The sequence below is a fragment of the Azoarcus sp. PA01 genome (assembly GCA_001274695.2).
Lineage (GTDB): Bacteria > Pseudomonadota > Gammaproteobacteria > Burkholderiales > Rhodocyclaceae > Aromatoleum.
Genome location: LARU01000004.1, coordinates 670,863 through 696,619 on the forward strand (window position 1 = coordinate 670,863; position 25,757 = coordinate 696,619).

The window sequence follows — 25,757 nt, forward strand, 5'->3', positions numbered from 1 at the left end:
CCTCATGCGTTGTCGCGCAGCCATGCTGCCAGCTCTGCCGGAGTCGCGAGGACCTCGACAGGTGCTTCCGCCTCGAGCGCTGCGCGCGGATGGGCGCCGAACGCCACCGCCAGGGATTCGACGCCGGCATTTTTCGCCATCTGCAGGTCGTGCGTCGTGTCGCCGACCATCAGCGTGCGGTGCTTCGCAATGCCGAGCTCGTCCATGATCTCTTCGAGCATCGCCGGATGAGGCTTCGAAAAACATTCGTCGGCGCAACGCGTGGTGTGGAAATACGGTCCGAGGCCGGTCTGCTCCAGCGCCCGCCCGAGCCCGAGCCGGCTCTTGCCGGTCGCGACCGCAAGGCTCCGCCCCATTCCGGCAAGCTGCTCGATCATTGCGGCGGCGCCGGGGAAAAGCGTCAGCTCATGGTCGCGTGACAGGTAATGAAAGCGATAACGTTCGACCATCAACGGATAGTCGCTTTCGGCCAGTTCGGGAACCGCATGGCGCAATGCGTCGGACAGGCCGAGGCCGATCACGTGGCGCGCGCGCTCTTCCGACGGCTCGGGCAGGTTCAGGTCACGCGACGCCGCGAGGATTGCCGCGACGATCGCCGCAGCCGAATCCATCAGCGTGCCATCCCAGTCGAAAACGATGAGGTCGTAGCGGTCAGCCATGCTTGCGCGGCTCCGTGGTGTCGAGGTGGGCGAGGAAGGACTGCAATTCGGCGGGCAGATCGGCTGTCAACGTGATCGCTTCGCCTGTCAGCGGGTGAGCGAACGACAGCCGCGCCGCGTGCAGGAACATGCGCTTCAGGCCTTCCGCCTCGAGGGACTTGTTCAGCGCGAAATCCCCGTACTTGTCGTCGCCGCACAATGGAAACCCCAGATGGGCGAGGTGCACCCTGATCTGGTGCGTGCGTCCGGTCTTGAGTTCGACTTCGAGGAGGCTGAACCGCGACCAGCGCCGCACCAGCCTGACGATGCTGTGCGAGGCCTTGCCGTCGCCGCTCACCCTCACGCGCCGCTCGCCTTCGGGCGTGAGGTACTTGAACAGCGGTTCCTTGACGTGCTGCAGCGGGTTCGCCCAGCGTCCCGGGACCAGCGTCAGGTAACGCTTTTCGACGCGCCCCTCGCGCATCATGTCGTGCAGCGCGGTCAGCGCCGAGCGCTTCTTCGCGATCACCAGCAAACCCGAAGTCTCGCGGTCGATGCGATGCGCGAGCTCGAGCAGCCGCGCGTCGGGGCGCTGGCTGCGCAGCTGCTCGATGACGCCGAAGCTCACGCCGCTGCCGCCATGCACCGCTTTGCCCGAGGGTTTATCCACCACCAGCAGCGCTTCATCCTCGAAGACCGCCGGCAGCGGTTCTCCGGCCGGCGCGGGCCCGCCAGTCGTCTTCTCGGCCAGCCGGATCGGCGGAATGCGGATTTCGTCGTTCTCGGCGAGACGGTACGTCGGGGCGACCCGCCCGCCGTTCACCCTGACTTCGCCGCTGCGCAGGATGCGATAGACGTGGCTCTTCGGCACGCCTTTGCAGATCCGCAACAGGTAGTTGTCAATACGCTGGCCGGCCGCCGCCTCGTCCACCCGTTCGCGCCGTACCGCAATCGCTTTGCCTTGTCCCATCATCCTGAAATATACTTGGCCCCGGTTGGCCCCGGTTGCAGTCGAAGTCCCTCGCGCACGAAAGCGGATGCGGACGGACGACACCGAGCCCGAATGCGAGCTCCCGGGCAACCAAAACGTGCCAGCGCTGCCAAAAAAGGCATTGATGGTAACGCAATCGACAAACTTCAATCCATTTGATTGAATCTAGACGCGTAACGCACACGCAGGATCAAGGGTTCCGGCCTTCGGCGGGAACACGCGAGAATTCGACCAGCCGACCCATCACTGCCCATTACCGACCAGAAAAAAGTAGGCATCACTACCCGCTCCTGATCTCGTAGTAAGCGCGATGGTGCGCGCCGTTCGTCCTGCCCGTGGGTTCCGCGCGGGGGAACGACATAAATGAAGCGCATGCTTTTCAACGCGACGCAGGCCGAGGAATTGCGCGTCGCGATCGTGGACGGTCAGAAACTGATCGACCTCGATATCGAATCGGCCGCCAAGGAGCAACGCAAGAGCAACATCTACAAGGCCGTCATCACCCGCATCGAACCGAGTCTTGAAGCTGCATTCGTCGATTACGGCGGCGAGCGGCACGGGTTTCTGCCATTCAAGGAAATTTCCCGCACCTATTTCGCCGCCGGCGCCGATGCCGGCAAAGTCCGCATCCAGGACGCGCTGAAGGAAGGCCAGGAGCTCATCGTCCAGGTCGAGAAGGACGAACGGGGCAACAAGGGCGCGGCGCTCACGACCTACATCTCGCTCGCGGGCCGTTACCTGGTCCTGATGCCGAACAATCCGCGCGGCGGCGGCGTGTCGCGCCGCGTCGAAGGTGACGAGCGCACCGAGCTGCGTGACGTCATGGATCAGCTCGAGATTCCTTCCGGCATGAGCCTGATCGCGCGCACCGCGGCGATCGGGCGCAACGCCGAAGAGCTGCAGTGGGACCTGAACTACCTGCTGCAACTGTGGCGCGCGATCGATGGCGCAGCCCAGTCGCAGTCCGGCGCGTTCCTGATCTACCAGGAAGGCAGCCTCGTGATCCGTGCGATCCGCGACTATTTCCAGCCCGAGATCGGCGAAATCCTGATCGACACCGACGACGTGTATGAACAGGCGCGCCAGTTCATGTCACACGTGATGCCGGCCAACGTGAACCGCGTCAAGCGCTACAGCGACGACGTGCCGCTGTTCTCGCGTTTCCAGATCGAGCACCAGATCGAATCGGCGTACTCGCGCCAGGTCACCCTGCCCAGTGGGGGAGCGGTCGTCATCGACCACACCGAGGCGCTGGTGTCGATCGACGTGAACTCCGGCCGCTCGACCAAAGGCGCGGACATCGAGGAAACCGCGTTCCGCACCAACCTCGAAGCGGCCGAGGAAATCGCGCGCCAGCTGCGTTTGCGCGACCTCGGCGGCCTGATCGTCATCGACTTCATCGACATGGAGTCGCAAAAGAACCAGCGCGAAGTCGAAGGCCTGCTGCGGGACGCGCTGCGCCACGATCGCGCGCGCGTGCAGACCGGCAAGATCAGCCGCTTCGGCCTGCTCGAACTGTCGCGCCAGCGCCTGCGCCCGGCACTCGCCGAAACCAGCTACATCCCGTGCCCGCGTTGCAACGGCACCGGCCACATCCGCAGCACCGAATCGTCGGCGCTGCACATCCTGCGCATCCTCGAAGAGGAAGCGATGAAGGAAAACACCGGCGCCGTGCATCTGCAGGTTCCGGTCGACGTCGCGACCTTCCTGCTCAACGAGAAGCGCGTCGATATCGCGCATATCGAGGTCCGCCACAAGATCCAGATGATCATCATCCCGAACCGCCATCTGGAGACGCCGCACCACGAAATCATTCGTCTGCGTCATGACCAGCTGAACCAGGAAGAAGTCGCGCTGGCGAGCTACCAGATGGTCGGCAAACCTGCGGAAATCGATCTGCGGTTGCCGTCGAAGGACGACAACAAGCCGCCGCGCGCGGAAGCGGTCGTGAAGGGAATCTCGCCGGCCCAGCCCGCCCCGATCGTCGAGCCGAAACCCGAGCCGGTGGCGACGCCCGCCCCCGCCGCGAAGCCTGTCGGACTGTTCCAGCGGCTGTTCGGCTGGCTGCGCAGCGAGAAGCCTGCCGTCGCGCCGCAGATGGTTCCGGAAGTCGCCGTGAAGCAGGAGTCCCGCCCGCGGCCCGAGCGCAGCGATAGTCGCCGTGGCAACAATCGCAACCGTCGCGAGGGCCCGCAACGCACCGAACGAGGCGAGCGTGACGAGTCGACTTCGACCGCCCAGGCTGCAAGAGGGTCGATGCGCAGCGAACGCGCTGAGCGGCCCGAGCGGGCCGAGCGTACGGAACGATCCGACACCGTCGTCGACCGCGGCGACAGGCCGGCCCGTCCGGAGCGCGACAACGGCGGCCGCACGCGCCAGGGCCGGGGTCCGCGTACTCAGCCGAAGGCCGGTGAGGCCGCCGCTGTAGTCGACAACGTCGTGGAATTGCCGGTCGGCACTGTCGCGACCGCCGCCGCCCCGGTCGCCCCGATGGAGAATGCCGCCATCGTTCCCGCAGCCGAAGACGGCACGGTCGAGAAGCGCCGTCGCCGCAGCCGTGGCCGTCGGGATCGGCGCGGGACCGAACAGCAGGCGGAAGTCGCCGCATCGGGTGATGAAACCGCGAATACCTTGGCCGAAACGACGATGCCGAGCGTCGACTCAGCACCGGAAACGACTCCGATCCTCAGTACCGAACCGGCCGAGGCTGTCGCCGAACTCCCCGTCGCTGCCGCGGAAGCTGCCGCCCCGCTGCCTGTCGCCGTCACCTCGCCGGAACCCATTGCGGTCACCGCCGAAGTCGCACCGTTGCCTGTCTCGCTGCATCCGGCAGCCAGCATCGCGGCTGAATCACCGGCGGAAAGCGAGGCAGCGCCGGCGCCGGTGAAGTTCGAAACTGCCGCGGAACCGGTGCCTGAAAGAGAAGCCGCAATTGAACCGACACTCGAAGCGGAAATTGCCCCGGAAGCGGCAATCGAAGCTGCCGAGCGCGCGCGTGAGGCGCTGCAGGCCAGCCTGATGGAACCCGTCACCCCGGCAGGCACCGAACCGGCACAGGCGTCCGCGGGCGAGGAATCCGCCGAAGCCGCAACCGAACAGGCCGCTCCTGCAACTTCCGCGCAAGAGGTCGTGGCGCCGGAAACTGAAGTCGCCGTGAGCGAAGCCGAAGTCAGGACTGCCGAGTCCCGGGCGCCCTCCGCACCGATCGACCTGGGTCTGAACCTGGCCGAAAGCGGCCTAGTGATGATCGAAACCAGCCGCGACAAGGTCCAGGAACTGGCGAATACGCTGGACGAGACGCCTGCGCAGCCGCTCGGACGGCGGCCGCGTCCGGCACCGGTCATCGTCAACGAGCCGCTGCAACAGGTCGAAACTCACTCCAAATAAGCCTTGCAGCGTTTAGGCGCAAATGGGGCCCTCCTCGCGGACGGCCCCATTTTTCTGCCGTAGCGCCGGGATGCGCCCGCGAGGCCGGAAGCGACAGCGGGCGCGTGTTCACCTCAGCGCGCGACAATCTCTTCGAGCAGACCTTCGACGGCATCCTCGCAATAATCGAGCACCGCCTCGAAACCGTTCTCACCTCCGAAGTAGGGATCGGGCACCTCGCTCAACGGGTGCTTGCGGGCGTAGTTCATGAACAGTTGCAGTTTCGGCCGGTAAACTTCCGGGCACAGGCCCCGCATGACTTCGAGATGGCCCGTATCCATCGCCAGAAGAAGGTCGAAATTCTGGAAATCGGCCATCTCCAGTTTTCGCGCCCGCAGCGTGGAAAGATCGTAACCGCGCTTCCCTGCGGCTTTTCGCGCGCGCGGGTCGGGAAGCTCCCCGACGTGACCGCCGTAGGTGCCGGCGGAGTCCACGATGATCGCCGTGGACAGTCCGGCCGCTTCGATCTGGTGACGGGCGATGCCTTCGGCGGTCGGTGACCGGCAGATATTGCCCGTGCAGACAAACAGGATCTTCGTCAATCTTTCCTCCTTCATGGGGTGCCGTGCTGGTCCGCGCCGAACGTCCGCTGTCGCAGGCGGAACAGCTCGTCGCGCGCGGCGGCCGCTTTCTCGAACTCCAGGTTGCGGGCGTGCTCCTGCATTTCCTTTTCGAGCTTGCGGATCAGTTTCGCCACGGTCTTCTCGTTCATCGAAAAGTACTCGGGCGGCGGTTCGGCCACGCTTCGCCCTTCGCGCTCCTCGTCACCTGCATAGACACCGTCGATGATGTCCTTGATCCGCTTGCTCACTGTCTTCGGCACGATGCCGTTTGCCTCGTTGAACGCGATCTGCTTGGTCCGCCGTCGTTCAGTCTCGTCGATTGCCGCGCGCATCGAGCGCGTCACGACATCGGCGTACAGGATGGCACGGCCGTTGATGTGCCGCGCGGCCCGCCCGATCGTCTGGATCAGCGAGCGCTCCGAACGCAGAAAGCCTTCCTTGTCGGCGTCGAGGATCGCGACCAGCGACACTTCGGGGATGTCCAGCCCTTCGCGCAGCAGATTGATGCCGACGAGCACGTCGAATTTTCCGAGGCGCAGATCGCGGATGATCTCGACGCGCTCGACGGTGTCGATGTCGGAATGCAGATAGCGGACACGAATCCCGTTCTCGGCGAGATAGTCGGTCAGATCCTCCGCCATGCGCTTGGTCAGCGTCGTGACCAGCACGCGCTCGCCGGCTGCGATGCGCCGCTTCGCTTCGGACAGCAGGTCGTCGACCTGCGTCGTGGCCGGCCTGACATCGATCGCCGGGTCGATCAGCCCGGTCGGACGCACGACCTGCTCGACCACCTGCCCCTGGTGTTCAGCTTCATAGGTCGAAGGCGTCGCCGAGACGAAAATCGTCTGCGGCATCAGGCGCTCGAATTCCTCGAATTTCAGCGGACGGTTGTCGAGCGCGGACGGCAGGCGGAAACCGTAGCCGACGAGGTTTTCCTTGCGCGAGCGGTCCCCCTTGTACATGCCGCCGACCTGCGGAATCGACACGTGCGACTCGTCGACGAACAGCAGCGCATCCGGCGGCAGATAGTCGATCAGCGTCGGCGGCGGCTCGCCCGGCCCGCGCCCCGAGAGGTGTCGCGAGTAGTTCTCGATGCCTTTGCAAAAACCCATCTCGTTGAGCATCTCGAGGTCGAAGCGGGTGCGCTGCTCGATGCGCTGCGCTTCGACGAGCTTGCCCGAAGTCTGGAACCAGGCCGACCGGTCCCGCAGTTCGTCCTTGATCGCCTCGATCGCCTTCAGCACCGTCGCGCGCGGCGTCACGTAGTGGCTGGACGGATATACCGTGAAGCGCACGAGCTTCTGCTTCAGGTGCCCGGTGAGCGGGTCGAACAGCGTCAGATGTTCGACTTCGTCGTCGAAGAGCTCGATGCGCACCGCAAGTTCGGCGTTCTCGGCCGGAAAGACGTCGATGACGTCGCCGCGCACGCGGAACGTGCCGCGGCGAAAATCGATGTCCGAGCGCGTGTACTGCATCGCGACGAGACGCTGCACGAGGTCGCGGTGGGCGATGCGCTCGCCTTCGCGCAGGTGCAGGATCATCGCGTGGTAGTCGACCGGGTCGCCGATACCGTAGATGCACGACACGGTCGCGACGATGACGACGTCGCGTCGCTCCATCAGGCTCTTCGTCGCCGACAGGCGCATCTGCTCGATGTGCTCGTTGATGCTCGAATCCTTCTCGATGAACAGGTCGCGCGACGGGACGTAGGCTTCGGGCTGGTAATAATCGTAGTACGAGACGAAATACTCGACCGCGTTTTCGGGGAAGAACTCGCGGAATTCCGCGTAGAGCTGCGCGGCGAGCGTCTTGTTTGGCGCGAGCACGAGCGCCGGCCTGCCGCAGCGGGCGATGACGTTCGCCATCGTGTACGTCTTGCCCGAGCCGGTCACGCCGAGCAGCGTCTGGTACATCAGTCCGTCGGCGATACCTTCGGCAAGCAGGTCGATCGCCGCCGGCTGGTCGCCAGCGGGCGGGAATGGCTGGTGAAGGCTGAACGGGCTACCTTCGAAAGTGATTACCGGAACGCTGTCGGTCGAACTCGTCATGCTAAAATTTCCGGCTGTTTCAGGCGCTTGCCGGGTTGCCGTCCAGGACGGAATGGCCACGGCAAGAGGCCTATTATTTCCCAAAACGCGGCTCAAAGCACGGCAGCCTGGACCCGGACTCGAGACGAGGCTTCGGGCCGGACCGCGCGCCCGCTCAACCTGGAGTTGTGTATGCCTTCGATCTTCGCCACCGTCGAGATGGCGCCTCGTGATCCGATTCTCGGCCTGAACGAGGCCTTCAACGCCGATACCCGCAGCGACAAGGTCAACCTCGGCGTCGGCGTCTATTACGACGACAACGGCAAGATTCCGCTGCTGGCCGCAGTGAAGGCTGCCGAGAAGGCGCGCCTCGAGGCAATGCCGCCGCGCGGCTACCAGCCGATCGAAGGCGCTCCGGCGTACAACAACGCGGTGCAGAACCTCTTGTTCGGCAAGGATTCCGCGCTGATCGCAAACGGCCAGGTCGTGACGATCCAGGCGCTCGGCGGCACCGGCGCGCTGAAAGTCGGCGGCGACTACCTGAAGCGGCTGAATCCGGGCGCGAGCGTCTACATCTCCGACCCGAGCTGGGAAAACCACCGCGCGATCTTCGAGTCCGCCGGTTTCGCCGTCGACACGTACCCGTACTACGATCCCGCGACGCGCGGCGTGAACTTCGCGGGCATGAAAGCGAAGCTCGGCGAACTGGCGGCCGGCTCGGTCGTCGTGCTGCACGCGTGCTGCCACAACCCGACCGGCGCCGATCTCACCGAAGCGCAGTGGGGCGAAGTCGTCGATGCCTGCCGCGCGCGCGGCCTCGTGCCTTTCCTCGACATGGCCTATCAGGGTTTCGCCGACGGCATCGAGCCGGACGCGGTCGCGGTTCGCCTCTTCTCCGCGAGCGGCTTGCAGTTCTTCGTCTCCAGTTCGTTCTCGAAGTCGTTCTCGCTGTACGGCGAGCGCGTCGGCGCGCTGTCGATCGTCACTGCCGACAAGGACGAAGCCGGTCGCGTGCTGTCGCAGGTCAAGCGCGTCATCCGCACGAACTACTCGAACCCGCCCACCCACGGTGGCGCAGTCGTCGCCGCAGTGCTCAACGCCCCCGAACTGCGCCAGATGTGGGAAGACGAGCTCGCCGGCATGCGCGATCGCATCCGCGCGATGCGCGTCGGCCTGGTGGAGAGCCTCAAAGGTGCCGGCGTCGCCCAGGATTTCTCGTTCGTCATCGAGCAGCGCGGCATGTTCTCCTACACCGGCCTGTCTGCCGCCCAGGTCGAGCGGCTGAAGAACGAGTTCGGCATCTACGCGGTGTCGACCGGGCGGATCTGCCTCGCGGCGCTGAACTCGCGCAATATCGGCTACGTCGCCAAGGCGATCGCGTCCGTCGCGAAGGCGTGAAAATCCTCCTCGTGAAATATTGACGGGTCCGCGCCGGATATCTATACTGCGCGGCTCAATTCCCCGATAGCTCAGTCGGTAGAGCAACGGACTGTTAATCCGTGTGTCCCTGGTTCGAGCCCAGGTCGGGGAGCCAAAAATTCGGTCCGGCGATTTTCGCCGGACACCTTACCGATCCCCGATAGCTCAGTCGGTAGAGCAACGGACTGTTAATCCGTGTGTCCCTGGTTCGAGCCCAGGTCGGGGAGCCAGGAAAAGCAGGACAAGGCCAGCCTTCAAAGGTTGGCCTTTTTCTTTTTCCGGCCCGTTTCCGATCGCATCACTTTGATGCGCCGCCGGCTTCGCCCGATCGACGGCGCCGGGTCGTCCGGACTTCGGCGGCGGACCTCGGAGACAGAGCGTATTCGCTTACCATTGATCGCCTTTATGGGTCCGGTATCCTGTGCTCGGGCTGACGTTGAATAGGTAACGTGAAATGTCGCACGCAGAGATTAAAAGGAAGCTTGCCAGCAGTCGAAAGGACCTCCTCGACATCGGCCTGCGCAACACGATGATCAACTTTCGCAGCGGCCCCCGGAGCCTCGCGATCGTCGATGAGCGCTCCGAGCAGATCCTTCAGCTCCTGTACCGGCAGAACAAGGCCATGACGTTCGTGCCCGCGCCCGAGAAAAAAACGAAGGGCGGGAAAGAGACCGGGAACAGCATCGTCGAGACTGACTCCGTTCAGGACGCGGCCCCCGAGCCGGGTGAAATCCGCGAGGAAAACGATGCGCCGGCGCCGGACGCGGCGACGATGGCCCTCGTCGCAGAACTCGACGGGGCTGATTGGCCGGCTGGGGACGTCGCCGGTGGCGCCGTCGCGGCGCAGCACACGGACACCCGGCTGCAGACGGTTCTTTCCGAGGAACGGCTATTTCTCAGCCTGCTGAAAATTCACACCGAAGCGCAGACTTTCATCCAGGAGCAAGGGGTAAACATCCTTTTTCTTGCGCTGGGTTTCCTGCACTGGTACGAGGCGGACTCCTCGGACAAGCTTCGCAAGGCGCCGTTGCTGCTCGTGCCGGTCGAGCTGTCCCGCACGGGCACCCGGGATGTCTTCCGCTTGCGCTACAGCGACGACGATCTCATCCAGAACCTGTCGCTTGCGGCAAAGCTGAAGACGGACTTTGCGCTCGATCTGCCGCAGTACATGGGCGATGCGAACGCCGATGCTTCCGAGATGCCGGGCACCGAAGCTTTCTACGAAGCCGTTGCCGCGTGCGTGTCGAAGCAGCCGCGCTGGAAAGTGGCGCCTGACGAGATCCACCTCGGGTTTTTCTCGTTCGGCAAGTTCCTGATGTTCAACGACCTCGACGAAGCACTCTGGCCCGAGGACAAGCGACCGAGCGAACATCCGGTCCTGGGGCGCCTGCTCGGCGAAGGCTTTTCGAACGAAGCCGCTTTCGTCGCCGAGGACACGCGTCTCGACACGATCATCGCGCCGGGCGAAGTGCGCTTCGTGCGCGACGCCGACAGCAGCCAGACGATGGCGATCCTCGAAGCGCGCGAAGGCCGCAACCTGGTGATCCAGGGACCGCCGGGCACGGGGAAATCCCAGACCATCACGAACATCATCGCGGAGCTGCTGGCCGGCGGCAGAAAAGTGCTGTTCGTGGCCGAGAAGATGGCGGCGCTCGAAGTCGTCAAGCGCCGCCTCGACGAGTGCCATCTGGGCGATGCGGTGCTCGAACTGCACAGCCACAAGGCGACCAAGCAGTCGGTGATCCGGGAGCTCGAACGCACCTTGCAGCAAGGTCGACCGCTGGCAGCGGACGGGGCGGACGACCTGGCGGCGCTCAAGGAAGTCCGCGACGAGCTGAATGCGTATTGCGAAGCAGTCAATACGGCCATCGGCGCGAGCGCAATCCCGTTCATCACCGCGCTGGGCCATTACTTGCGCCTCCAGCGCAAGCATGAGAGCTTGCCGGCATGGTCCTTCGAGCCGATGAAAGCGTGGTCGCAGCGAGACCACGCCCGCGCCCGCGAAAAAGTCGCGGAGCTGGCGCGTCACTTGCGGGAAAACGGGCGGCCGTCGCTCAACACGTTCTACGGTACCGCGTGCACGACCTTCTCGCCTGCTCAGCAGGCGCAGGTCACGGAGGAGCTGCAGCACGCCGTCACGGTGCTGTCACGCGTGCGGGAGTCGGCGGGGCAGCTGGCCGCCCGCTTCGGACTCGAACACCCGGCCACGCTCCAGGATGTCGACGTGCTCTGTCGCACGGCGCGGCGCGCAACGGAAGCGCCGGCGCTTACCGGCGTGCGCCTCGATAGCGCAGCATGGCAGACCACGCCCGAATCCATCCGGGCGCTCGTCGCGGCCGGCCGCCAGATGGCTTCGAAGCGCGCCGCGCACGACGGGATGCTGATTGAGCAGGCATGGGAACAGGACCTGCTGACCGAGCGCCAGCACCTCGCGCAGTTCGGCGAAAAGTGGTGGCGCGTTTTCTCGGGCGACTATCGACGCGCCCGGGCCCGCGTCCAGGGCCTGTGCAAAAAGCCGCTGCCCAAGGACAATGCGTCGACGCTCGCGCTGGTCGATGGCATCCTCGGCTACCAGCTGAGCAAGCGCGCTTACGACCAGCATCTCGCGCTTGGTGAAACGCTTTTCGGCACCCCATGGATCGGCGAACGTTCCGACTGGGAAGTCCTCGGGCGGGCGAGCGAATGGGTCATCGCACTCCATGCCGACATCGGCAAAGGGCTTCTGCCTGCCGGCATCGTCGATTTCCTCGCCAAGCAGCCGGATGCCGGCAGTGTGGGCACTTCGATCACGGCGATCCATAGCGCTGCCGACGACTTGCGCGCACGCGTCACGACGATCGTCGACCTTCTGGGTTTCGTCCCGACCCGGCCGGCGTCCACGCTCCTCGACTCCCCTTTTGCCGAGCTGCACGAGCAGCTGGCGACGTGGCTCGAAGCGGTGCCGACGATCTACGAGACGATCCGCTTCAACGACCTCCGGGACGAGCTCGTCGCCCTCGGGTTGCCGGAAGTGGCGCAGGCGGCAGCGGGCTGGGAGCGCGACGCGGACGACCTCGTTCATGCGTTCGACTACAGCTGGTATGCCGGCCTCGTCGCTCACGCTTACGCCGCCTCGCCGACGCTCGCCCGGTTCGACCGCGTCAGGCAGGCGCACCTCATCGACCGCTTCCGCCACCTCGACCAGCTGTCGCTGGGCCACGCGCAGGCCGCGCTCGCGAAGCGGATCTGGGAGACCCAGCCGCGTCTTTCCGATCCGGGAGAGATGGGCATCGTGCGCAACGAGGCCAACAAGAAGCGGCGCCTGATGCCGATCCGCCAGCTCATGGATCAGGCCGGCCGCGCGGTGCAGGCGATCAAGCCTGTTTTCATGATGAGCCCGATGTCCATCGCCAGCTTCCTGCCTCCCGGCAAAGTCGAGTTCGACGTCGTCATCTTCGACGAGGCCTCGCAGGTGAAAGCGGTCGATGCGTTCGGCGCGCTGCTGCGGAGTCGGCAGGCGATCGTTGTCGGCGACACGCGCCAGCTGCCGCCGACCGATTTTTTCGGACGTGACGTCGAGTTCGACGAAGCGGACAACGTCACCGCCGACATCGAAAGCGTGCTGTCGCTTTTTCGCGCCCGCGGCGCCCAGGAACGTTACCTCAGCTGGCATTACCGCAGCCGCCACGAATCGCTGATCGCCGTATCGAATGTCGAGTTCTACGAGCGCAGGCTCACGATCTTCCCGTCGTCGGGCACGAATATGCTGGCAACAGGCCTGGAGATGGTTTGTCTTCCGCATGCGCTGTACGACCGCGGGCGCACGCGCACCAACCGCGACGAAGCCCGCGCGGTCGCCCAGGCAGTGATGGAGCATGCGACGACGCACCCGGGCTTGTCGCTGGGCGTGGTGGCGTTCAGCGTCGCGCAGCGCGACCTGATCCAGGTGGAGTTGGAACTGTTGCGACGCAAATCGCCCGGGTCGGAGCGGTTCTTCACCGAAGCTCATCCCACCGAGCCGTTCTTCGTCAAGAACCTGGAAAACGTGCAGGGCGACGAGCGCGACCGCATTTTCATCAGCATCGGATACGGGCGCAACGAGTCCGGACGGATCGCGAAGGAATTCGGCCCGCTGAACCGCGAAGGCGGCGAGCGGCGCCTCAACGTCCTCATCAGTCGCGCGAAGATGGGCATGACCGTCTTCAGCAACTTCCGCGGCGAGGAACTCGACCTCGACGAGACGGCGAGTCACGGCGTGCGCGCTCTCAAGCACTTCCTCAAGTACGCCGAGACACGCGTGCTGGACATTCCGCGGGAAACGGGGCGCGCGCCCGACTCGCCGTTCGAGTTCGAGGTGATGACCGCGCTGCAGGCGCGCGGCTACCGGATCGAACCCCAGGTCGGCACCGCCGGATATTTCATCGACATGGCGGTCAAGGACCCGGAGCTGCCGGGTCGTTACGTTCTGGCAATCGAATGCGACGGGGCGGCCTATCACAGCTCACGTTCGGCCCGCGACCGCGACCGCCTGCGCCAGGGGGTTCTCGAAGGCCTCGGCTGGACCTTCCACCGGATCTGGAGCACCGACTGGTTCCGCGATCCCGGGCGGGAAGTCGACCGCGCGATCGCCGCGATCGAGGCCGCGTGCGCACTGCGCAAGGCGGCCCGCCCGGTTCGACCGGCTGTCCGGCCCGTGAACGCGCCGGTTATAGAGCGTGCGCAGCCGGACGCGGAGACGACTCCGCCTGGCGTCGCGACTTACCGCAAAGCCGTTCTGCCGCGCTCGGAAGGCGCCGAAGCGATCCACGAGATCGCCGTTCCGCAACTGGGGGACCTCATACAGAAGGTCGTGGCGATCGAAGCGCCCGTCCATGAAGCCGAAGTGACCCGACGCCTGCTGGAGGCTTTTGGCGTGAGCCGTGCCGGCAGTCGCATCACGCACGCAGTTTCGAGGGCAATCGAACACGGCGTGCGCACCGGGCTGTTCGAGCATGCGGGCGGATTTCTCCATACCCAACCGCGCGGCGACGTGCGGGCCAGAAGCCGCAGCGCCTTCGCGCCGGCCGAGCGCAGGATCGAATGGGTCTCGCCGGAGGAACTGGACGCCGCGCTGCTGCAGGCGATCCACGCGGGTTTCTCGATGGAGCGGGAGGCGGCCATCACGAGCGCCGTCGAGGCCCTGGGTTTTGGGCGCGCGTCGGCGAATAGTGCCGGCGTCCTGGGCGGACGACTCGACACACTCCTCGCGACCGGCCGCCTTCGGCTCGTCGCGGATCGCTACGCGGTAGCTTGAAATCAAGGCTGCCAGAGACCTGATCGTCAAGGACGACGCAAACCGGAGCGGTCGCGCAAAATCTACCCCCTACCCCCGCCAGATCACCCAGAGCTTTTGCTGCCACCCGAGCGAGCCCCACCACCGCTCCCCTTCCTCGTACAACGTGATGCCGTCGGAAGTGAGCGTGTAGTAATGGGCGAGCAGGCCCGCTGTGGCACGCGGCGCGATGTAGCCGTTGCGCTCCAGGTAGCCGAAGAAATGCACCGCCAGCGGAACACCTTCAAGGTGCATCAGGCACGACATGTCGAAAAGTCGTATGAACGGATGGCCCGATCGCATCGCCCGCAACACCTTGAGGACATGCCATCGATGGGGAACTCGTTCCGGCCTGGACAATTCAAGGGCACTCGAGATCATCGTAGGCTCCAGGATGAGCAGAGACTATACGTGAAGCAAATTCGACTCCCGCCTGCGTTGCCCGCCCTCGCAGCCGGCCCGTGCCTCAATGATCGCTCCGCCTGCGATGGCGATGCGTACGCCCGGGCCCTTCGGCAAACGCATGCTTCGCGGCGGTCATCGCGGCGAGCGCCGAGGCGACGCGTTGGTTGATGCTCTCCTTCGGCAGCACCCCTTTCGCATCGGGCATGCCTGCGGCGAGCCCCGTCAGCACGGTCATCGCCTCATCGACCGTTGCGACACTGTAGATGTGAAATTGCCCGTTCCGCGCCGCTTCGACGACATCGTTGCGCAGCATCAGGTGACGTACGCTTGCCGACGGGATCACGACGCCTTGCTCCCCGGTCAGCCCGCGTATCGCGCACAGGTCGAAAAACCCTTCGATCTTTTCGTTCACGCCGCCGATCACCTGGACTTCGCCGAGCTGATTGACCGATCCGGTCACGCCGAACGACTGGCGGATCGGCAGCTGTGCGAGCGCGGACAGCAGCGCGCACAGCTCCGCGAGCGACGCCGAATCGCCTTCGACCGGCACATACGACTGTTCGAACACGAGGCTCGCCGACAGTGATAGCGGCTGATGGCGGGCATAGCGGGATGCCAGGAAAGCCGAGAGAATCAGCACGCCTTTGGAGTGGATCGCCCCGCCGAGCTCGATTTCGCGCTCGATATCGATGACGTCGCCTTCACCGAGCCGCGCCGTCGCAGTGATCCGCACCGGGTGGCCGAAGCGCTCTCCCGCCATGTCGACGATCACGAGACCGTTGATCTGGCCGCAGCGCTCGCCCGACGTCGAAATCAGCGTCGTCCCCTCGACCATCGCTTCCAGCACCCGCTCGGAGTAGCGTGCATACCGCCGCGCACGCGAAGCGACGGCGAGATCGACCTGCGCCCGCCCGATGATCGTCAGCTTCGCGTTGCGCGCATGGTAGTCCGCTTCGCGCATCACGTCAGCGAGCAGGCGCGTCTGCAGCGTCAGCCGTCCGCCGTCTTCGGCGATGCGGGCGCCGTGTTCGACCATCGCGGCGATACCGCTGCGGTCGAGCGCCAGCAGGCTCGCCGAGCGGGCGAGCGTCGCCAGAAGATGCGCGTAACGCACGACGTTCTCGGCCGTCCGTGGCAGATCGTCATCGAAATCGGCGCCGACCTTGAAAAGCTCGGGGAAATCGGGATCGTGCTCGGTGAGCAGGAAGAACAGCTCGCGATCGCCGATCAGCACGACCTTGATGTCGCATGGCACCGGCTCCGGCTCGAGAGTCACGATGCTGGTCCAGCCCTGCGCCTCGGCCGGCGGCTCGATGCGGATGTCGCGTCCCCGCAGCACCCGCTTGAGTCCGTCCCACGCAAAAGGTTGCCCGAGCAGGCGCTCGACATCGATAACGAGGTAGCCACCGCAGGCCCGGTGCAGCGCCCCGGCACGGATCAGGTTGAAGTGCGTCACCAGCGTGCCCATCTGCGCGACGTGCTCGATGCGGCCGATGAGGTTGACGAAACCCGGATTGTCCTCGTACACGACCGGTGCGCCGCGCGTTGCCGAGTGATCGACGAGGAGGTTGATCTGGTAACGGTGGAATCGCGTCCGCGCTTCGTCCTCGGGGACGTCTTCCTCGTCTTCGCCGCCAGCCCACTCGTCGCCGCTGTCGAGCAATTCGGCGGTGATCGCCGAAAGAAAACTCTCCACCTGCTCGAGGTCTGCGTAGCGCTCGCGCAAGCCTCGCGTCAGGTGCGACACAGCCGGCGCCAGCGCGTCGCGCGCGGCGCGCTTCATGGCCTCGTGCAATGCCTTGCGCCAACCGGGAAACTGCTCGAGCAGCGCGGTGAGATGATCGCTCCACGCGCCGACTTTGGCTTCGATCGCATCCCGCTCCGGCTGCTGCAAGGCCTCGAACTCCTCCGGCGACATCGTCTCCCCGTCGTGAATCGGCGCAAAGACGAAGCCTTCCGGCGTTTTGAGCAGCGAAATTCCCTCCGCCGCGCACGCCTGCCCGAGCTCACGCAGCGCCGCTTCCTCGCGCGACTTGTGCGCGGCCTGCAAGGATTCGATACGGCTGCTGTAAGTGTCGCTGTCGAGCGCGGCGTCGATCGCCGGCCGCAATTCGCGGATGAACGCCTGCATGTCGGCACGCAGCATTGCCCCTCGGCCGGCCGGCAGCGTCAGCAGCCGTGGGCGCAGCGGATCGTCGAAATTATGCAGGTAACACAGGTCCGGCGGCACCTCGCCCTGGTCCGCGAGTTCGCGCAGCAGGCGCTGCACCGCGACGTGGCGACCGGTGCCCGATTCACCGAGGACGAAAACATGGTAGCCGGGCTGACGCATCGCCAGACCGAAACGCAGCGCGTCCTCGGCCCGCGCCTGCCCGAGCCCGCCCGGCAGATCGGGGAGACCGGCCGTCGAATCGAATTCGAAAACGTCCGACGCACAAGCCACGCGCAACCATTGCGCTGGCAGAGGCTCGAAATCGGCCATATCGTCGTTCTCCAGATGCCGCAATGAAACGGGAGCTCCGGCCGACCTGCCCGAAGCTCCCGTCATGATCCCCTTCAATCCGCTTCGACGGCAAGGTGCCGATCACCTCCACTCCTTGCGTCGCATGTCGTTTCCCCAGCGCTGGTCGTGGGGACTGACGACGTGCTCGAACTGCGGAAAACATCGGTCGTGCTCGAGAAGCAGCGCCATGATCGTTGCGCCATGTTCGCGCGGAAAACCCTGCCGCGTACCGCCGCGCGTGTCGGTCATCAGCATGAAAAGGAACTTCCGGCACTCCGGGTTTCCCCACAGCAGGTCGATTTTCCGCAGATGGGGAAACCGTTCGTAAAGCTCTTCGGTCGACGTTTCGGTAACTTTTCTCCGCATCGGAACACTCCGCCCGGCCTCGTGCAGCCATTGAAATCGAGAATTCGCTTTTATATCCGAGCCGCCAGTTGCGAACCACCGGGACCGGCAGCGCGTCGTGACACAGTAGGCACACCGGAAGGAACACGACGGATGAAGGGACTGAAGCGGCCCGGCTTGCGTGCCTTGTCGATGCTGCCGATAATGGAAAAGCCGACGGCTGTCACCCTGGCTACTTGCTCCAGGGCAAGGAATCCGGAGGCACGGCGTCCGATAATCGCCAAAAGCTCTCAGCGAACCGCGTCACATGAAAATCATCCCGATCCAGCCCGGCCCTTCGAGCGCCTCACCGACTGTCTCCGGCACCCCTTATCCGACTGAGGGCCCGCTGAAGGATCGGCGCGACCGCGCGGTACAGGACCTTCGGATCTCCGTCACCGACCGCTGCAATTTCCGCTGCATCTACTGCATGCCGCGCTCGGTGTTCGGGGCCGACTACCCGTTCCTGCCGCGCACGGAATTGCTGTCGTTCGAGGAAATCACCCGCGTCGCCCGCCGCTTCGCAGCGCGTGGCGTGCGCAAGATCCGCATCACCGGCGGCGAGCCGCTGCTGCGCAAGCACGTCGAGAACCTCATCGAAATGCTGGCGCAGATTCCCAACATCGAACTGACGCTCACGACCAACGGCGTGCTGCTGCCGAAAATGGCGCGGACCTTGAAGGACGCGGGCCTCGATCGCGTCACGATCAGCCTCGACGCGATCGACGATCCGACCTTCCGGCTCATGAACGATGCCGATTTCCCGGTCGCGGCAGTGCTCGAAGGCATCGCCGCAGCCAAGGATGCCGGGCTCGGACCGATCAAGGTGAACATGGTCGTCAAGCGCGGCGTCAACGACTCCGGCATCCTCGACATGGCGCGCCATTTCCGCGGCAGCGGCCACATCCTGCGCTTCATCGAGTTCATGGACGTCGGCAGCTCGAACGGCTGGAAGCTCGATTCGGTCGTGCCCTCGCGTGAAATCATCGAACGCATCAACCAGGTCTTTCCCCTTGAACAGGTCGATCCGAACTACACCGGCGAAGTCGCCGAGCGCTGGCGTTATCGCGACGGCGCCGGCGAGATCGGCGTCATCTCGTCGGTGACGCAAGCGTTCTGCTCGACCTGCTCACGCATCCGGCTGTCGACGGAAGGCAAACTCTACACCTGCCTGTTCGCGCAGACCGGGCACGATCTGCGTGAAATGCTGCGCGCGGGCGTCTCCGATGACGAGCTGGACCAGACGATCGCCGGCGTGTGGCACAACCGGGAAGATCGCTACTCGGAAATCCGCACCGCGAATACCGCCGGACTGCGCAAGATCGAAATGTCCTACATCGGCGGTTGAGCCACGCCGCCGACGCGCATACCGTCCCGTCAGCCCGCACCGCCTTCCGCCCGCCTCACCGACGCCACCATCACCGGCACCAGCTCATCGCTGGCCCCCTGGTCGAGCTGCGCCGACTCGATTTTCTGGAAATGCGCGCTGATCTTGCGCGAGCTGACCTGCACGTCCTGAACATCCTTGCTCGCCTGCTCGATGTGGCGGGCGAGCGCGTTCATGCGTTCGTCGAAGCGCGCGAAGTCCTTCGCGAGCTTGCCGAGCGCATCCTTGATGACGTGCACCTGCTTGCGCGTCTCGACGTCCTTCAAGACCGCGCGCGCGGTGTTCAGCACCGCCATCAGCGTCGTCGGCGACACGATCCACACCCGGCGCCCCTGCGCGTAGGCGACGACTTCCGGATGATGGGCGTGGATCTCCGCGAACACGGCTTCGGCCGGTACGAACATCACTGCGCCGTCGGAAGTCACGTCCGGGATGATGTATTTCGACGCGATCGCGTCCACATGGCGCCTGACATCGGCGCGAAACGCCGTTTGCGCGAGCTTGCGGTCGAGGTCCGAAACGCTTTCGCCGACCATGCGGTGGTAGTTCTCGAGCGGAAACTTCGAATCGACACCGACGAGGCCGGTCGGCTCGGGCAGGCGCAGCGCGCAATCGACACGCGCATTGTTCGGCAGCGTATGCTGGAATGCGTAGGAATCGGGCGGCAGCATGTTGCGCACCAGCGCTTCGAGCTGCACTTCGCCGAACGCACCGCGCGCGCGCTTGTCGCCGAGCAGTTCCTGCAGGCTGACGACGTTCGTGGTCAGACCGTCTATTTTTTTCTGCGCTTCGTCGATCGTCGCAAGCCGGGCCATCACGTTCGTGAACGTCTCGTTGGTCTTGCGAAAGCCTTCGTCGAGGCGCTCGTTGACGTGGCCGGACAGGGTTTCGAGACGACGATCGACGCTGCGCGTCATCGCTTCGATGCTCGCGGCGAGCTGGCCCGATGCGCCCGCGAGCCCGCGCTGCAGCAGGTCGCGATCGGCGCGTGCATGTTCGGCGAGCCGGTCGGCCTGGCGCGCCAGGCCGTCGTGCAGGTCGCCGAGCATCGCGCGATGCTGCCCGGCGAGCGCAGCCTCGACTTCAGCGACGAGCACCTCCGGAAGATCCTGTTCGAGCCGGCGCATGCGCCACGCCAGCCAGACGACGATCACGATCAGTCCGGCCACCAGCCCGGCCAGCATGTATTCAGGCATCCGCATCGCACCCCGTTCGAAATCGTGCCGGATTATAGCGACGATGATCCGGCGCGCCCCGCCCGCTTGCAGTTGCCGCAACGCGGGCACCGGGCGGGAACGCCGGACTCCGGCAGCAAATCGCCCGCAGCGCCGCGGGGATGGCGGGAGTCGGCGCCGGAATCACGCCGACGCGCGCAGGCTCGCGAGCGGCGGACGCGCGAGCAGCTTGCGCGTGCCGAGCCAACCTCCCGCGACCACGCCGCCTGCGCCGATGATGATTGCGAACAGGATGGGCCACGGCGCCGGCACGTACGCCATCTTGAACACGTAATGCGCAAGGGCCCAGCCGATCACCGTGGCTCCGACGCCCGCGAGCGCTCCGGCGACGCCGCCGAGGACGAGAAATTCGGCGAACAGCGCGCCCCGCACCTGCCGGTTGCGCGCGCCGAGCGTGCGCAGTACCGCGAGTTCGTAGTCGCGCTCGTCGTGCGTCGATTGCAGCGCCGCATACAGCACGACGAACCCTGCCAGCACCGCGAAGCCGAACACGAACTGCACGATCAGCACCAGCTTGTCGGTCATCGAGCGGACCTGCTCGATGACCGCGCCGACATCGATGACTGACAGGTTCGGGAAACGGGCCACCAGGGCGGCCGTAAATGCGTGGCTGTCGGGGGGCAGACGAAAGCTCGTGATCAGGCTCGCCGGATCGTCTTCGAGCATGCCGGGCGCGGCGATGAAAAAGAAATTGACGCGCATCGAATTCCAGTCGAGCTCGCGCACGCTGGTGATCGGTGCCTCGACGAGGCGTCCGGCGATATCGAAGCGCACGCGGTCGCCGACCGCCAACCCGAAAGTCTCGGCGAGGCCTTTCTCGACCGAAAACTGGGCTTCGCGTTGATCGCCGTGCCAGCGCCCGTCCGTGATCCGATTGCCGTCGGGAAGCATGGCGCCGTAACTCAGGTTGAACTCCCGTTCGGCGAGCCGTTTCGTGCGCTGATCGACGAAATCGTCCGGATCGACCGGCCGGTCGTTGATCGCGACGAGGCGCCCGCGGATCATCGGCATGATGTCGGGAGCAACGAGTCCGTGGTCGACGAAGAACGCCGCGAGCGCTTCGCGCTGATCGGGCTGGATATTGATGATGAAGCGGTTCGGCGCGTCCGGCGGCGTCATCCCGCGCCAGTTCTCGAGCAGGTCCGCACGCACCAGCGTCAGCAGCAGAAGCGCCGTCAGCCCCAGACCGAGCGCGGTCGCCTGGATCACGCTGCCTGCCATGCGCCGCGCGAGCGACGCGAGGCCGTAGCGCCAGCCGCCATGGCGGATCGTGCGGCGGCCTTTCGAGCCGGCGATCGCATGCAACACGCCCCACGCCGCGAGCGCAAACAGGCCGAGCGCCGCCGCAAAACCGGCCGCGACCGTCGCGCCGAGCTTCAGGTCGCCGGCGATCCAGAAAATGATCGCGAGCAGCGCGCCGGCGCCGCACGCCCATGCAAGTCCGCTGACCGGCTCGACCACGCCCAGTTCACGCCGCAGCACACGCAGCGTCGATACTTTCCCGAGGCGCAGCAGTTGCGGCAGCACGAAGCCGACGAGCAGCACCATGCCGACCGCGAGGCCATGCGCAAACGGCAGCAGCGACGGCGGCGGCAGCTCCGCTCCCATCACTTCGGCGAGCACGGCCGCGAGCCCGAATTGCACCGCCCAGCCGGCCACACCGCCGAGCGTCGCCGCGACGAGGCCGAAGAACACGAACTCGCCGACGACGATCCACAACACCTGCGCCTGGCGCGCGCCCAGGCAGCGCATCACCGCGCAGCCATCGAGATGACGCTGCATGAAGCGGCGCGCCGCAAGGCCGACCGCGACCGCGGCGAGGATCACCGCGAGCAGCGCCGCGAGCCGCAGGAAGCGCTGCGCCTGGTCGAGCGCGCCACGCACCTCGGGGCGCGCATTCTCGATGCTTTCCACTGCCTGTCCGCGCCCGAGCCGCTGCCGCGCCCAGGGTTCGAAACCCGCGACGGCGTCCGGTTCGCCCGCCAGATGCAGCCGCCACGTCGCGCGGCTGCCGGCGATCAACAGGCCCGTTGCGGGCAGGTCCGCGGCGTTGAAGATCGCCCGCGGCAACAGGCTGAAGAAATTCGCGCCGCGATCCGACTCGAACGTCACCATCGCGCCGACGCGGAACTCGAGCTGCCCGAGTCCAACCGTGTCGCCGACTGCGACGCCGAGCGCGGCGAAAAGCCGTTCGTCGAGCCAGACTTCGCCGCGCTGCGGCATTCGCTCGGCGACCGCATCCGGGCGGTTCGGACCAGGCGCGACGCGCACGCTGCCGCGCAGCGGATAGTCCGCCTCGACCGCCTTGACGCCCGCAAGCTGGGCCGCCTCTGCGGTGCTCACCATGCTCGTGAATACCACTGTCTCGGCGGTCCGCAGGCCGCGCCGCCGTGCTTCGTCCGCAAACTGCTGGTCCCACGGCCGGTCGGCGCGCAGCAACAGGTCGCCTCCGAGCAACTGGTTCGCTTCGCGGTCGAGCCCGCGCGACACGCGGTCGGCAAGGAAACCGACGCTCGTCAGGCTCGCCACTGCGATGACGATCGCGAGGCCGAGCAGGAGCAACTCGCCCGCGCGCAGGTCGCGCAACATCATGCGCCACGCGAGCCGGATGGTTTTCATGTCGACCGCAGAATCCTGTCGCGCACGCTCATCGCGCCGGCGCGAGTACCTTGCGCACCAGTTCGACCCAGTACGCGACGCCGGTCGCGATGATGTCGTCGTTGAAATCGTAAGTCGGGTTGTGCAGCATGCACCCGCCTTCGCCCTCGCCGTTGCCGATCCAGACATAGCAGCCGGGCTTGCGCTGCAGGAAGTACGCGAAGTCTTCCGCTCCCATGCTCGGACGGGTATCGGTCGCGACATTCGCCGAGCCGACCAGTTCGCTCGCCACTTCCGCACAGAGGGCAGCTTCGGCCGCGCTGTTTATCGTCGGCGGATAGCCGCGGCGATAATCCAGCCTGACTTCGACATCGAACGCCGCGGCGACGCCGTCGCAGATGCGCTGCAGCGCCGATTCGACCCGACCCTGCACGATTTCGCTGAAGGCACGCACGGTACCGCCCAGCTGGGCGCGGTCAGGAATGACGTTGTACGCCTCGCCGGCATTGAACCGCGTGACGGACACCACTGCCGAATCGATCGGATCGAGCGTACGGCTGACGATCGTCTGGATCGCCTGCACCAGCGCCGCGCCTGCGGTCACCGGGTCGGCGCCCAGATGAGGCATCGCCGCGTGGGCGCCGTGACCGCGCACGTCGATGTCGAAACGGTCGGCGCTCGCCATGACCGGGCCGCTGCGCACACCGAACTGTCCGGCCGGCATGCCGGGCCAGTTGTGCATGCCGAAAACCGACTCCATCGGAAAACGGTCGAACAGGCCGTCCTCGATCATCGCCAGCCCGCCTCCTTCGCCTTCCTCGGCAGGCTGGAAAATCAGATACACAGTGCCGTCGAAGTCGCGTCGCGCCGCGAGCGCGTCGGCCGCGCCGAGCAGCATCGTCGCATGGCCGTCATGCCCGCACGCATGCATGCACCCTTCGTGCACGGAACGGTGCGCGAACGCGTTGCGCTCCTGCATCGGCAGCGCATCGATATCGGCGCGCAGGCCGATCGCCCGCAGGCTGCGTCCGCCGCGCACGACGCCGACGACTCCGGTCCTGCCGAGGCCGCGGTGGACTTCGATGCCCGCGGCTTCGAGATGGCGCGCGATCAGCTCGGCGGTACGGTGTTCGGCGAACGCGAGTTCGGGATGGGCGTGGAGGTCGCGGCGTATCTCGGTGAGTTTCGCGAGACGGGGCCGGATGGATTCGATGACGCTCATGTCTGCCCCCTTGTGAATCGGGTTTCGGTGACGTTGTGCGAAAACATCGAGTGTAATGATCCTGACGCCGGCCGTCGAACCGGGCGAGGGCTGCGCGACCGCAGCGACGAATTGCTTTCCTTCCACGGGGACGGCGAGCCGCCTTCCCCGTGGAAAATGTCGCAGCTTTCGTTACGAAGGCCTCAGATGACGCCCTGCGCGAGCATCGCGTCGGCGACCTTGACGAAGCCGGCAACGTTCGCGCCGTCGGAGTAATTCACCGAACCGTCGGGCTTGCTGCCGTACTGCAGGCACATGCGGTGAATCCCCTGCATGATCTCGAGCAGGCGCGCATCGACCTCTTCGCGGGTCCACGACAGCCGCATCGCGTTCTGGCTCATCTCCAGCCCCGAAGTGGCGACGCCGCCGGCGTTGCTCGCCTTGCCCGGCGCATACAGCACGCCGTTCTTCTCGAACACGCGCACCGCAGCCGCATTGCACGGCATGTTCGCGCCTTCGGCGACGCACTTGACGCCGTTGCGCACGAGCACCGCGGCGTCGTCACCGTCGACCTCGTTCTGCGTCGCGCACGGGAACGCCACGTCGACCGGGACGTGCCACGGCCGCTTGCCGGGCTCGAAATGCAGGCCGAGGCGCTCGGCGTATTCGCTGACGCGACCGTAATGCACGTTCTTGACGTCCATCAGCACCGCGAGCTTTTCGGGCGTGAAGCCCGCCTCGTCGATGACCGTGCCGCTCGAGTCGGACGCGGTGATGACTTTCGCGCCGAGCGCCATCGCCTTCTCGATGCCGTACTGCGCGACGTTGCCCGAGCCCGAGACCGAAACCGTCATGCCCGCCATCGTCTGCCCCGCGTGACGCAGCATCTCCTCGGCGAAATACACCATGCCGTAACCGGTTGCCTCCGGACGGATCAGCGAGCCGCCAAAGCTCAGCCCTTTGCCCGTGAACACGCAGCTCGCCTTGTTCGACAGCTTCTTCATCATCCCGGCCATGAAGCCGACCTCGCGCCCGCCGACCCCGATATCGCCCGCCGGCACGTCCGTGTCAGCGCCGATATGACGGTACAGCTCGGTGATGAAAGCCTGACAGAAGCGCATCACCTCGCCCGGGCTGCGACCTTTCGGATCGAAATCCGACCCGCCCTTGCCGCCGCCCATCGGCAGCGTCGTCAGCGCGTTCTTGAAAGTCTGCTCGAACGCGAGGAACTTCAGCACCGACAGGTTCACCGACGGGTGGAAACGCAGTCCGCCCTTGAAAGGCCCGATCGCCGAGCTGTGCTGGATGCGGTAGCCGCGGTTGACCTGCACTTCGCCGCGGTCGTCGACCCACGACACCCGGAACTGGATCGCGCGCTCCGGCTCGACGAGGCGGTCGAGCAGGCCGTGTTCAGCATAGCGCGGATGTTCGGTGATGAACGGCACGAGGCTTTCCATGACCTCGGCGACCGCCTGGATGAACTCGGGCTGACCGGGATTGCGTTGTTCTACGTGAGAGAGGAACTCTTCAAGGGACTGATAGCGCATTGCATTGACCTTTGGCAGGAAGGTGACCGGACACCCGCGAAGCGCGGGCGGACGAGGATTTTCCTTGAACTCGCCGTTTCCTGCACTATTTTTGTGCCTCACGCGCACCATTCCGGTTCATTCGCGGTTTTCATCGCGACCGC

15 protein-coding genes and 2 tRNA genes are annotated in these 25,757 nt (G+C 65.6%); 6 read left to right on the forward strand and 11 right to left on the reverse strand.

Annotation, left to right across the window (positions count from 1 at the left end; translation table 11 throughout):
• Window positions 1-2: 2 nt before the first annotated feature.
• Together PA01_15305 and PA01_15310 are read right to left on the reverse strand one after the other, a co-directional pair.
• Entirely contained in the window at window positions 3-659 is a 657-nt protein-coding gene (locus PA01_15305) for an HAD-IA family hydrolase (GenBank protein ID KON79826.1), read from the reverse strand.
• A complete protein-coding gene (locus tag PA01_15310) occupies window positions 652-1,611 on the reverse strand; it encodes an RluA family pseudouridine synthase (protein KON79827.1) in 960 nt (319 codons plus the stop codon). Before PA01_15310 ends, PA01_15305 begins: the two co-directional genes overlap by 8 nt.
• A 381-nt stretch (window positions 1,612-1,992) precedes the next feature.
• On the opposite strand from PA01_15310, the gene PA01_15315 reads away from it, so the two are divergent.
• Complete coding sequence (locus tag PA01_15315; protein KON79828.1) at window positions 1,993-5,016, forward strand: Rne/Rng family ribonuclease; 3,024 nt, start codon at window positions 1,993-1,995, stop codon at window positions 5,014-5,016.
• A gap of 113 nt (window positions 5,017-5,129) precedes the next feature.
• Here the strand turns inward: PA01_15315 and PA01_15320 are convergent, their stop codons facing one another.
• Both PA01_15320 and uvrB read right to left on the reverse strand, forming a co-directional pair.
• Complete coding sequence (locus PA01_15320) at window positions 5,130-5,597, reverse strand: low molecular weight phosphotyrosine protein phosphatase (protein KON79829.1); 468 nt, start codon at window positions 5,595-5,597, stop codon at window positions 5,130-5,132.
• A gap of 11 nt (window positions 5,598-5,608) precedes the next feature.
• Entirely contained in the window at window positions 5,609-7,666 is a 2,058-nt protein-coding gene (uvrB, locus tag PA01_15325) for an excinuclease ABC subunit UvrB (GenBank protein ID KON79830.1), read from the reverse strand.
• Window positions 7,667-7,837: 171 nt separating this feature from the next.
• Here uvrB and PA01_15330 point away from each other — a divergent pair, with 171 nt between their 5' ends.
• The 4 genes from PA01_15330 (at window position 7,838) to PA01_15345 (ending at window position 14,336) form a co-directional block, all read left to right on the forward strand.
• The gene (locus PA01_15330) at window positions 7,838-9,043 is read left to right on the forward strand and encodes an aspartate/tyrosine/aromatic aminotransferase (GenBank protein ID KON79831.1); all 1,206 of its coding nucleotides are present in this window, start codon (window positions 7,838-7,840) and stop codon (window positions 9,041-9,043) included.
• 60 nt (window positions 9,044-9,103) lie between these two features.
• Window positions 9,104-9,179, forward strand: a tRNA-Asn gene (locus PA01_15335).
• Window positions 9,180-9,218: 39 nt separating this feature from the next.
• Window positions 9,219-9,294: transfer RNA gene (locus tag PA01_15340), tRNA-Asn, on the forward strand.
• Between the two features lie 224 nt (window positions 9,295-9,518).
• On the forward strand, window positions 9,519-14,336 hold the full coding sequence (locus PA01_15345) for a DUF3320 domain-containing protein (GenBank protein ID KON79832.1): 4,818 nt from the start codon (window positions 9,519-9,521) through the stop codon (window positions 14,334-14,336).
• 69 nt (window positions 14,337-14,405) lie between these two features.
• Here PA01_15345 and PA01_15350 read toward each other — a convergent pair whose 3' ends face one another.
• The 3 genes from PA01_15350 to PA01_15360 all read right to left on the reverse strand — a co-directional run bounded on the left by PA01_15350 (window position 14,406) and on the right by PA01_15360 (window position 17,628).
• Window positions 14,406-14,657 carry a hypothetical protein gene (locus PA01_15350; GenBank protein KON79833.2) on the reverse strand — a complete coding sequence of 84 codons (252 nt, stop codon included), beginning with the start codon at window positions 14,655-14,657 and terminating at the stop codon, window positions 14,406-14,408.
• Between the two features lie 163 nt (window positions 14,658-14,820).
• On the reverse strand, window positions 14,821-17,241 hold the full coding sequence (locus PA01_15355; GenBank protein ID KON79834.1) for an AAA family ATPase: 2,421 nt from the start codon (window positions 17,239-17,241) through the stop codon (window positions 14,821-14,823).
• Between the two features lie 102 nt (window positions 17,242-17,343).
• On the reverse strand, window positions 17,344-17,628 hold the full coding sequence (locus tag PA01_15360; GenBank protein ID KON79835.1) for a hypothetical protein: 285 nt from the start codon (window positions 17,626-17,628) through the stop codon (window positions 17,344-17,346).
• Between the two features lie 286 nt (window positions 17,629-17,914).
• On the opposite strand from PA01_15360, the gene moaA reads away from it, so the two are divergent.
• Window positions 17,915-18,994, forward strand: a complete 1,080-nt coding sequence (gene moaA, locus PA01_15365) for a GTP 3',8-cyclase MoaA (protein ID KON79836.1) — start codon at window positions 17,915-17,917, stop codon at window positions 18,992-18,994.
• A 29-nt stretch (window positions 18,995-19,023) separates the two neighbouring features.
• On the opposite strand, the gene rmuC is transcribed toward moaA, so the two are convergent.
• From rmuC to gdhA, 4 genes are all read right to left on the reverse strand, one after another.
• Window positions 19,024-20,229, reverse strand: a complete 1,206-nt coding sequence (gene rmuC, locus PA01_15370) for a DNA recombination protein RmuC (GenBank protein ID KON80383.2) — start codon at window positions 20,227-20,229, stop codon at window positions 19,024-19,026.
• A 162-nt stretch (window positions 20,230-20,391) separates the two neighbouring features.
• Window positions 20,392-22,887, reverse strand: a complete 2,496-nt coding sequence (locus PA01_15375) for an FtsX-like permease family protein (GenBank protein ID KON79837.1) — start codon at window positions 22,885-22,887, stop codon at window positions 20,392-20,394.
• Window positions 22,888-22,915: 28 nt separating this feature from the next.
• Window positions 22,916-24,088 carry a M20 family metallopeptidase gene (locus tag PA01_15380; protein ID KON79838.1) on the reverse strand — a complete coding sequence of 391 codons (1,173 nt, stop codon included), beginning with the start codon at window positions 24,086-24,088 and terminating at the stop codon, window positions 22,916-22,918.
• Window positions 24,089-24,270: 182 nt separating this feature from the next.
• Complete coding sequence (gene gdhA, locus PA01_15385; GenBank protein KON80384.1) at window positions 24,271-25,614, reverse strand: NADP-specific glutamate dehydrogenase; 1,344 nt, start codon at window positions 25,612-25,614, stop codon at window positions 24,271-24,273.
• Window positions 25,615-25,757 lie beyond the last annotated feature (143 nt).

Coding starts and splice junctions, on each gene's coding strand:
- PA01_15305 (KON79826.1), bottom strand. CDS start 659: ATGGCTGACCGCTACGACCTCATCGTTTTCGACTGGGATGGCACGCTG.
- PA01_15310 (KON79827.1), bottom strand. CDS start 1,611: ATGATGGGACAAGGCAAAGCGATTGCGGTACGGCGCGAACGGGTGGAC.
- PA01_15315 (KON79828.1), top strand. CDS start 1,993: ATGAAGCGCATGCTTTTCAACGCGACGCAGGCCGAGGAATTGCGCGTC.
- uvrB (KON79830.1), bottom strand. CDS start 7,666: ATGACGAGTTCGACCGACAGCGTTCCGGTAATCACTTTCGAAGGTAGC.
- PA01_15330 (KON79831.1), top strand. CDS start 7,838: ATGCCTTCGATCTTCGCCACCGTCGAGATGGCGCCTCGTGATCCGATT.
- PA01_15345 (KON79832.1), top strand. CDS start 9,519: ATGTCGCACGCAGAGATTAAAAGGAAGCTTGCCAGCAGTCGAAAGGAC.
- PA01_15350 (KON79833.2), bottom strand. CDS start 14,657: ATGCGATCGGGCCATCCGTTCATACGACTTTTCGACATGTCGTGCCTG.
- PA01_15355 (KON79834.1), bottom strand. CDS start 17,241: ATGGCCGATTTCGAGCCTCTGCCAGCGCAATGGTTGCGCGTGGCTTGT.
- PA01_15360 (KON79835.1), bottom strand. CDS start 17,628: ATGCGGAGAAAAGTTACCGAAACGTCGACCGAAGAGCTTTACGAACGG.
- moaA (KON79836.1), top strand. CDS start 17,915: ATGAAAATCATCCCGATCCAGCCCGGCCCTTCGAGCGCCTCACCGACT.
- rmuC (KON80383.2), bottom strand. CDS start 20,229: ATGCCTGAATACATGCTGGCCGGGCTGGTGGCCGGACTGATCGTGATC.
- PA01_15375 (KON79837.1), bottom strand. CDS start 22,887: ATGAAAACCATCCGGCTCGCGTGGCGCATGATGTTGCGCGACCTGCGC.
- PA01_15380 (KON79838.1), bottom strand. CDS start 24,088: ATGAGCGTCATCGAATCCATCCGGCCCCGTCTCGCGAAACTCACCGAG.
- gdhA (KON80384.1), bottom strand. CDS start 25,614: ATGCGCTATCAGTCCCTTGAAGAGTTCCTCTCTCACGTAGAACAACGC.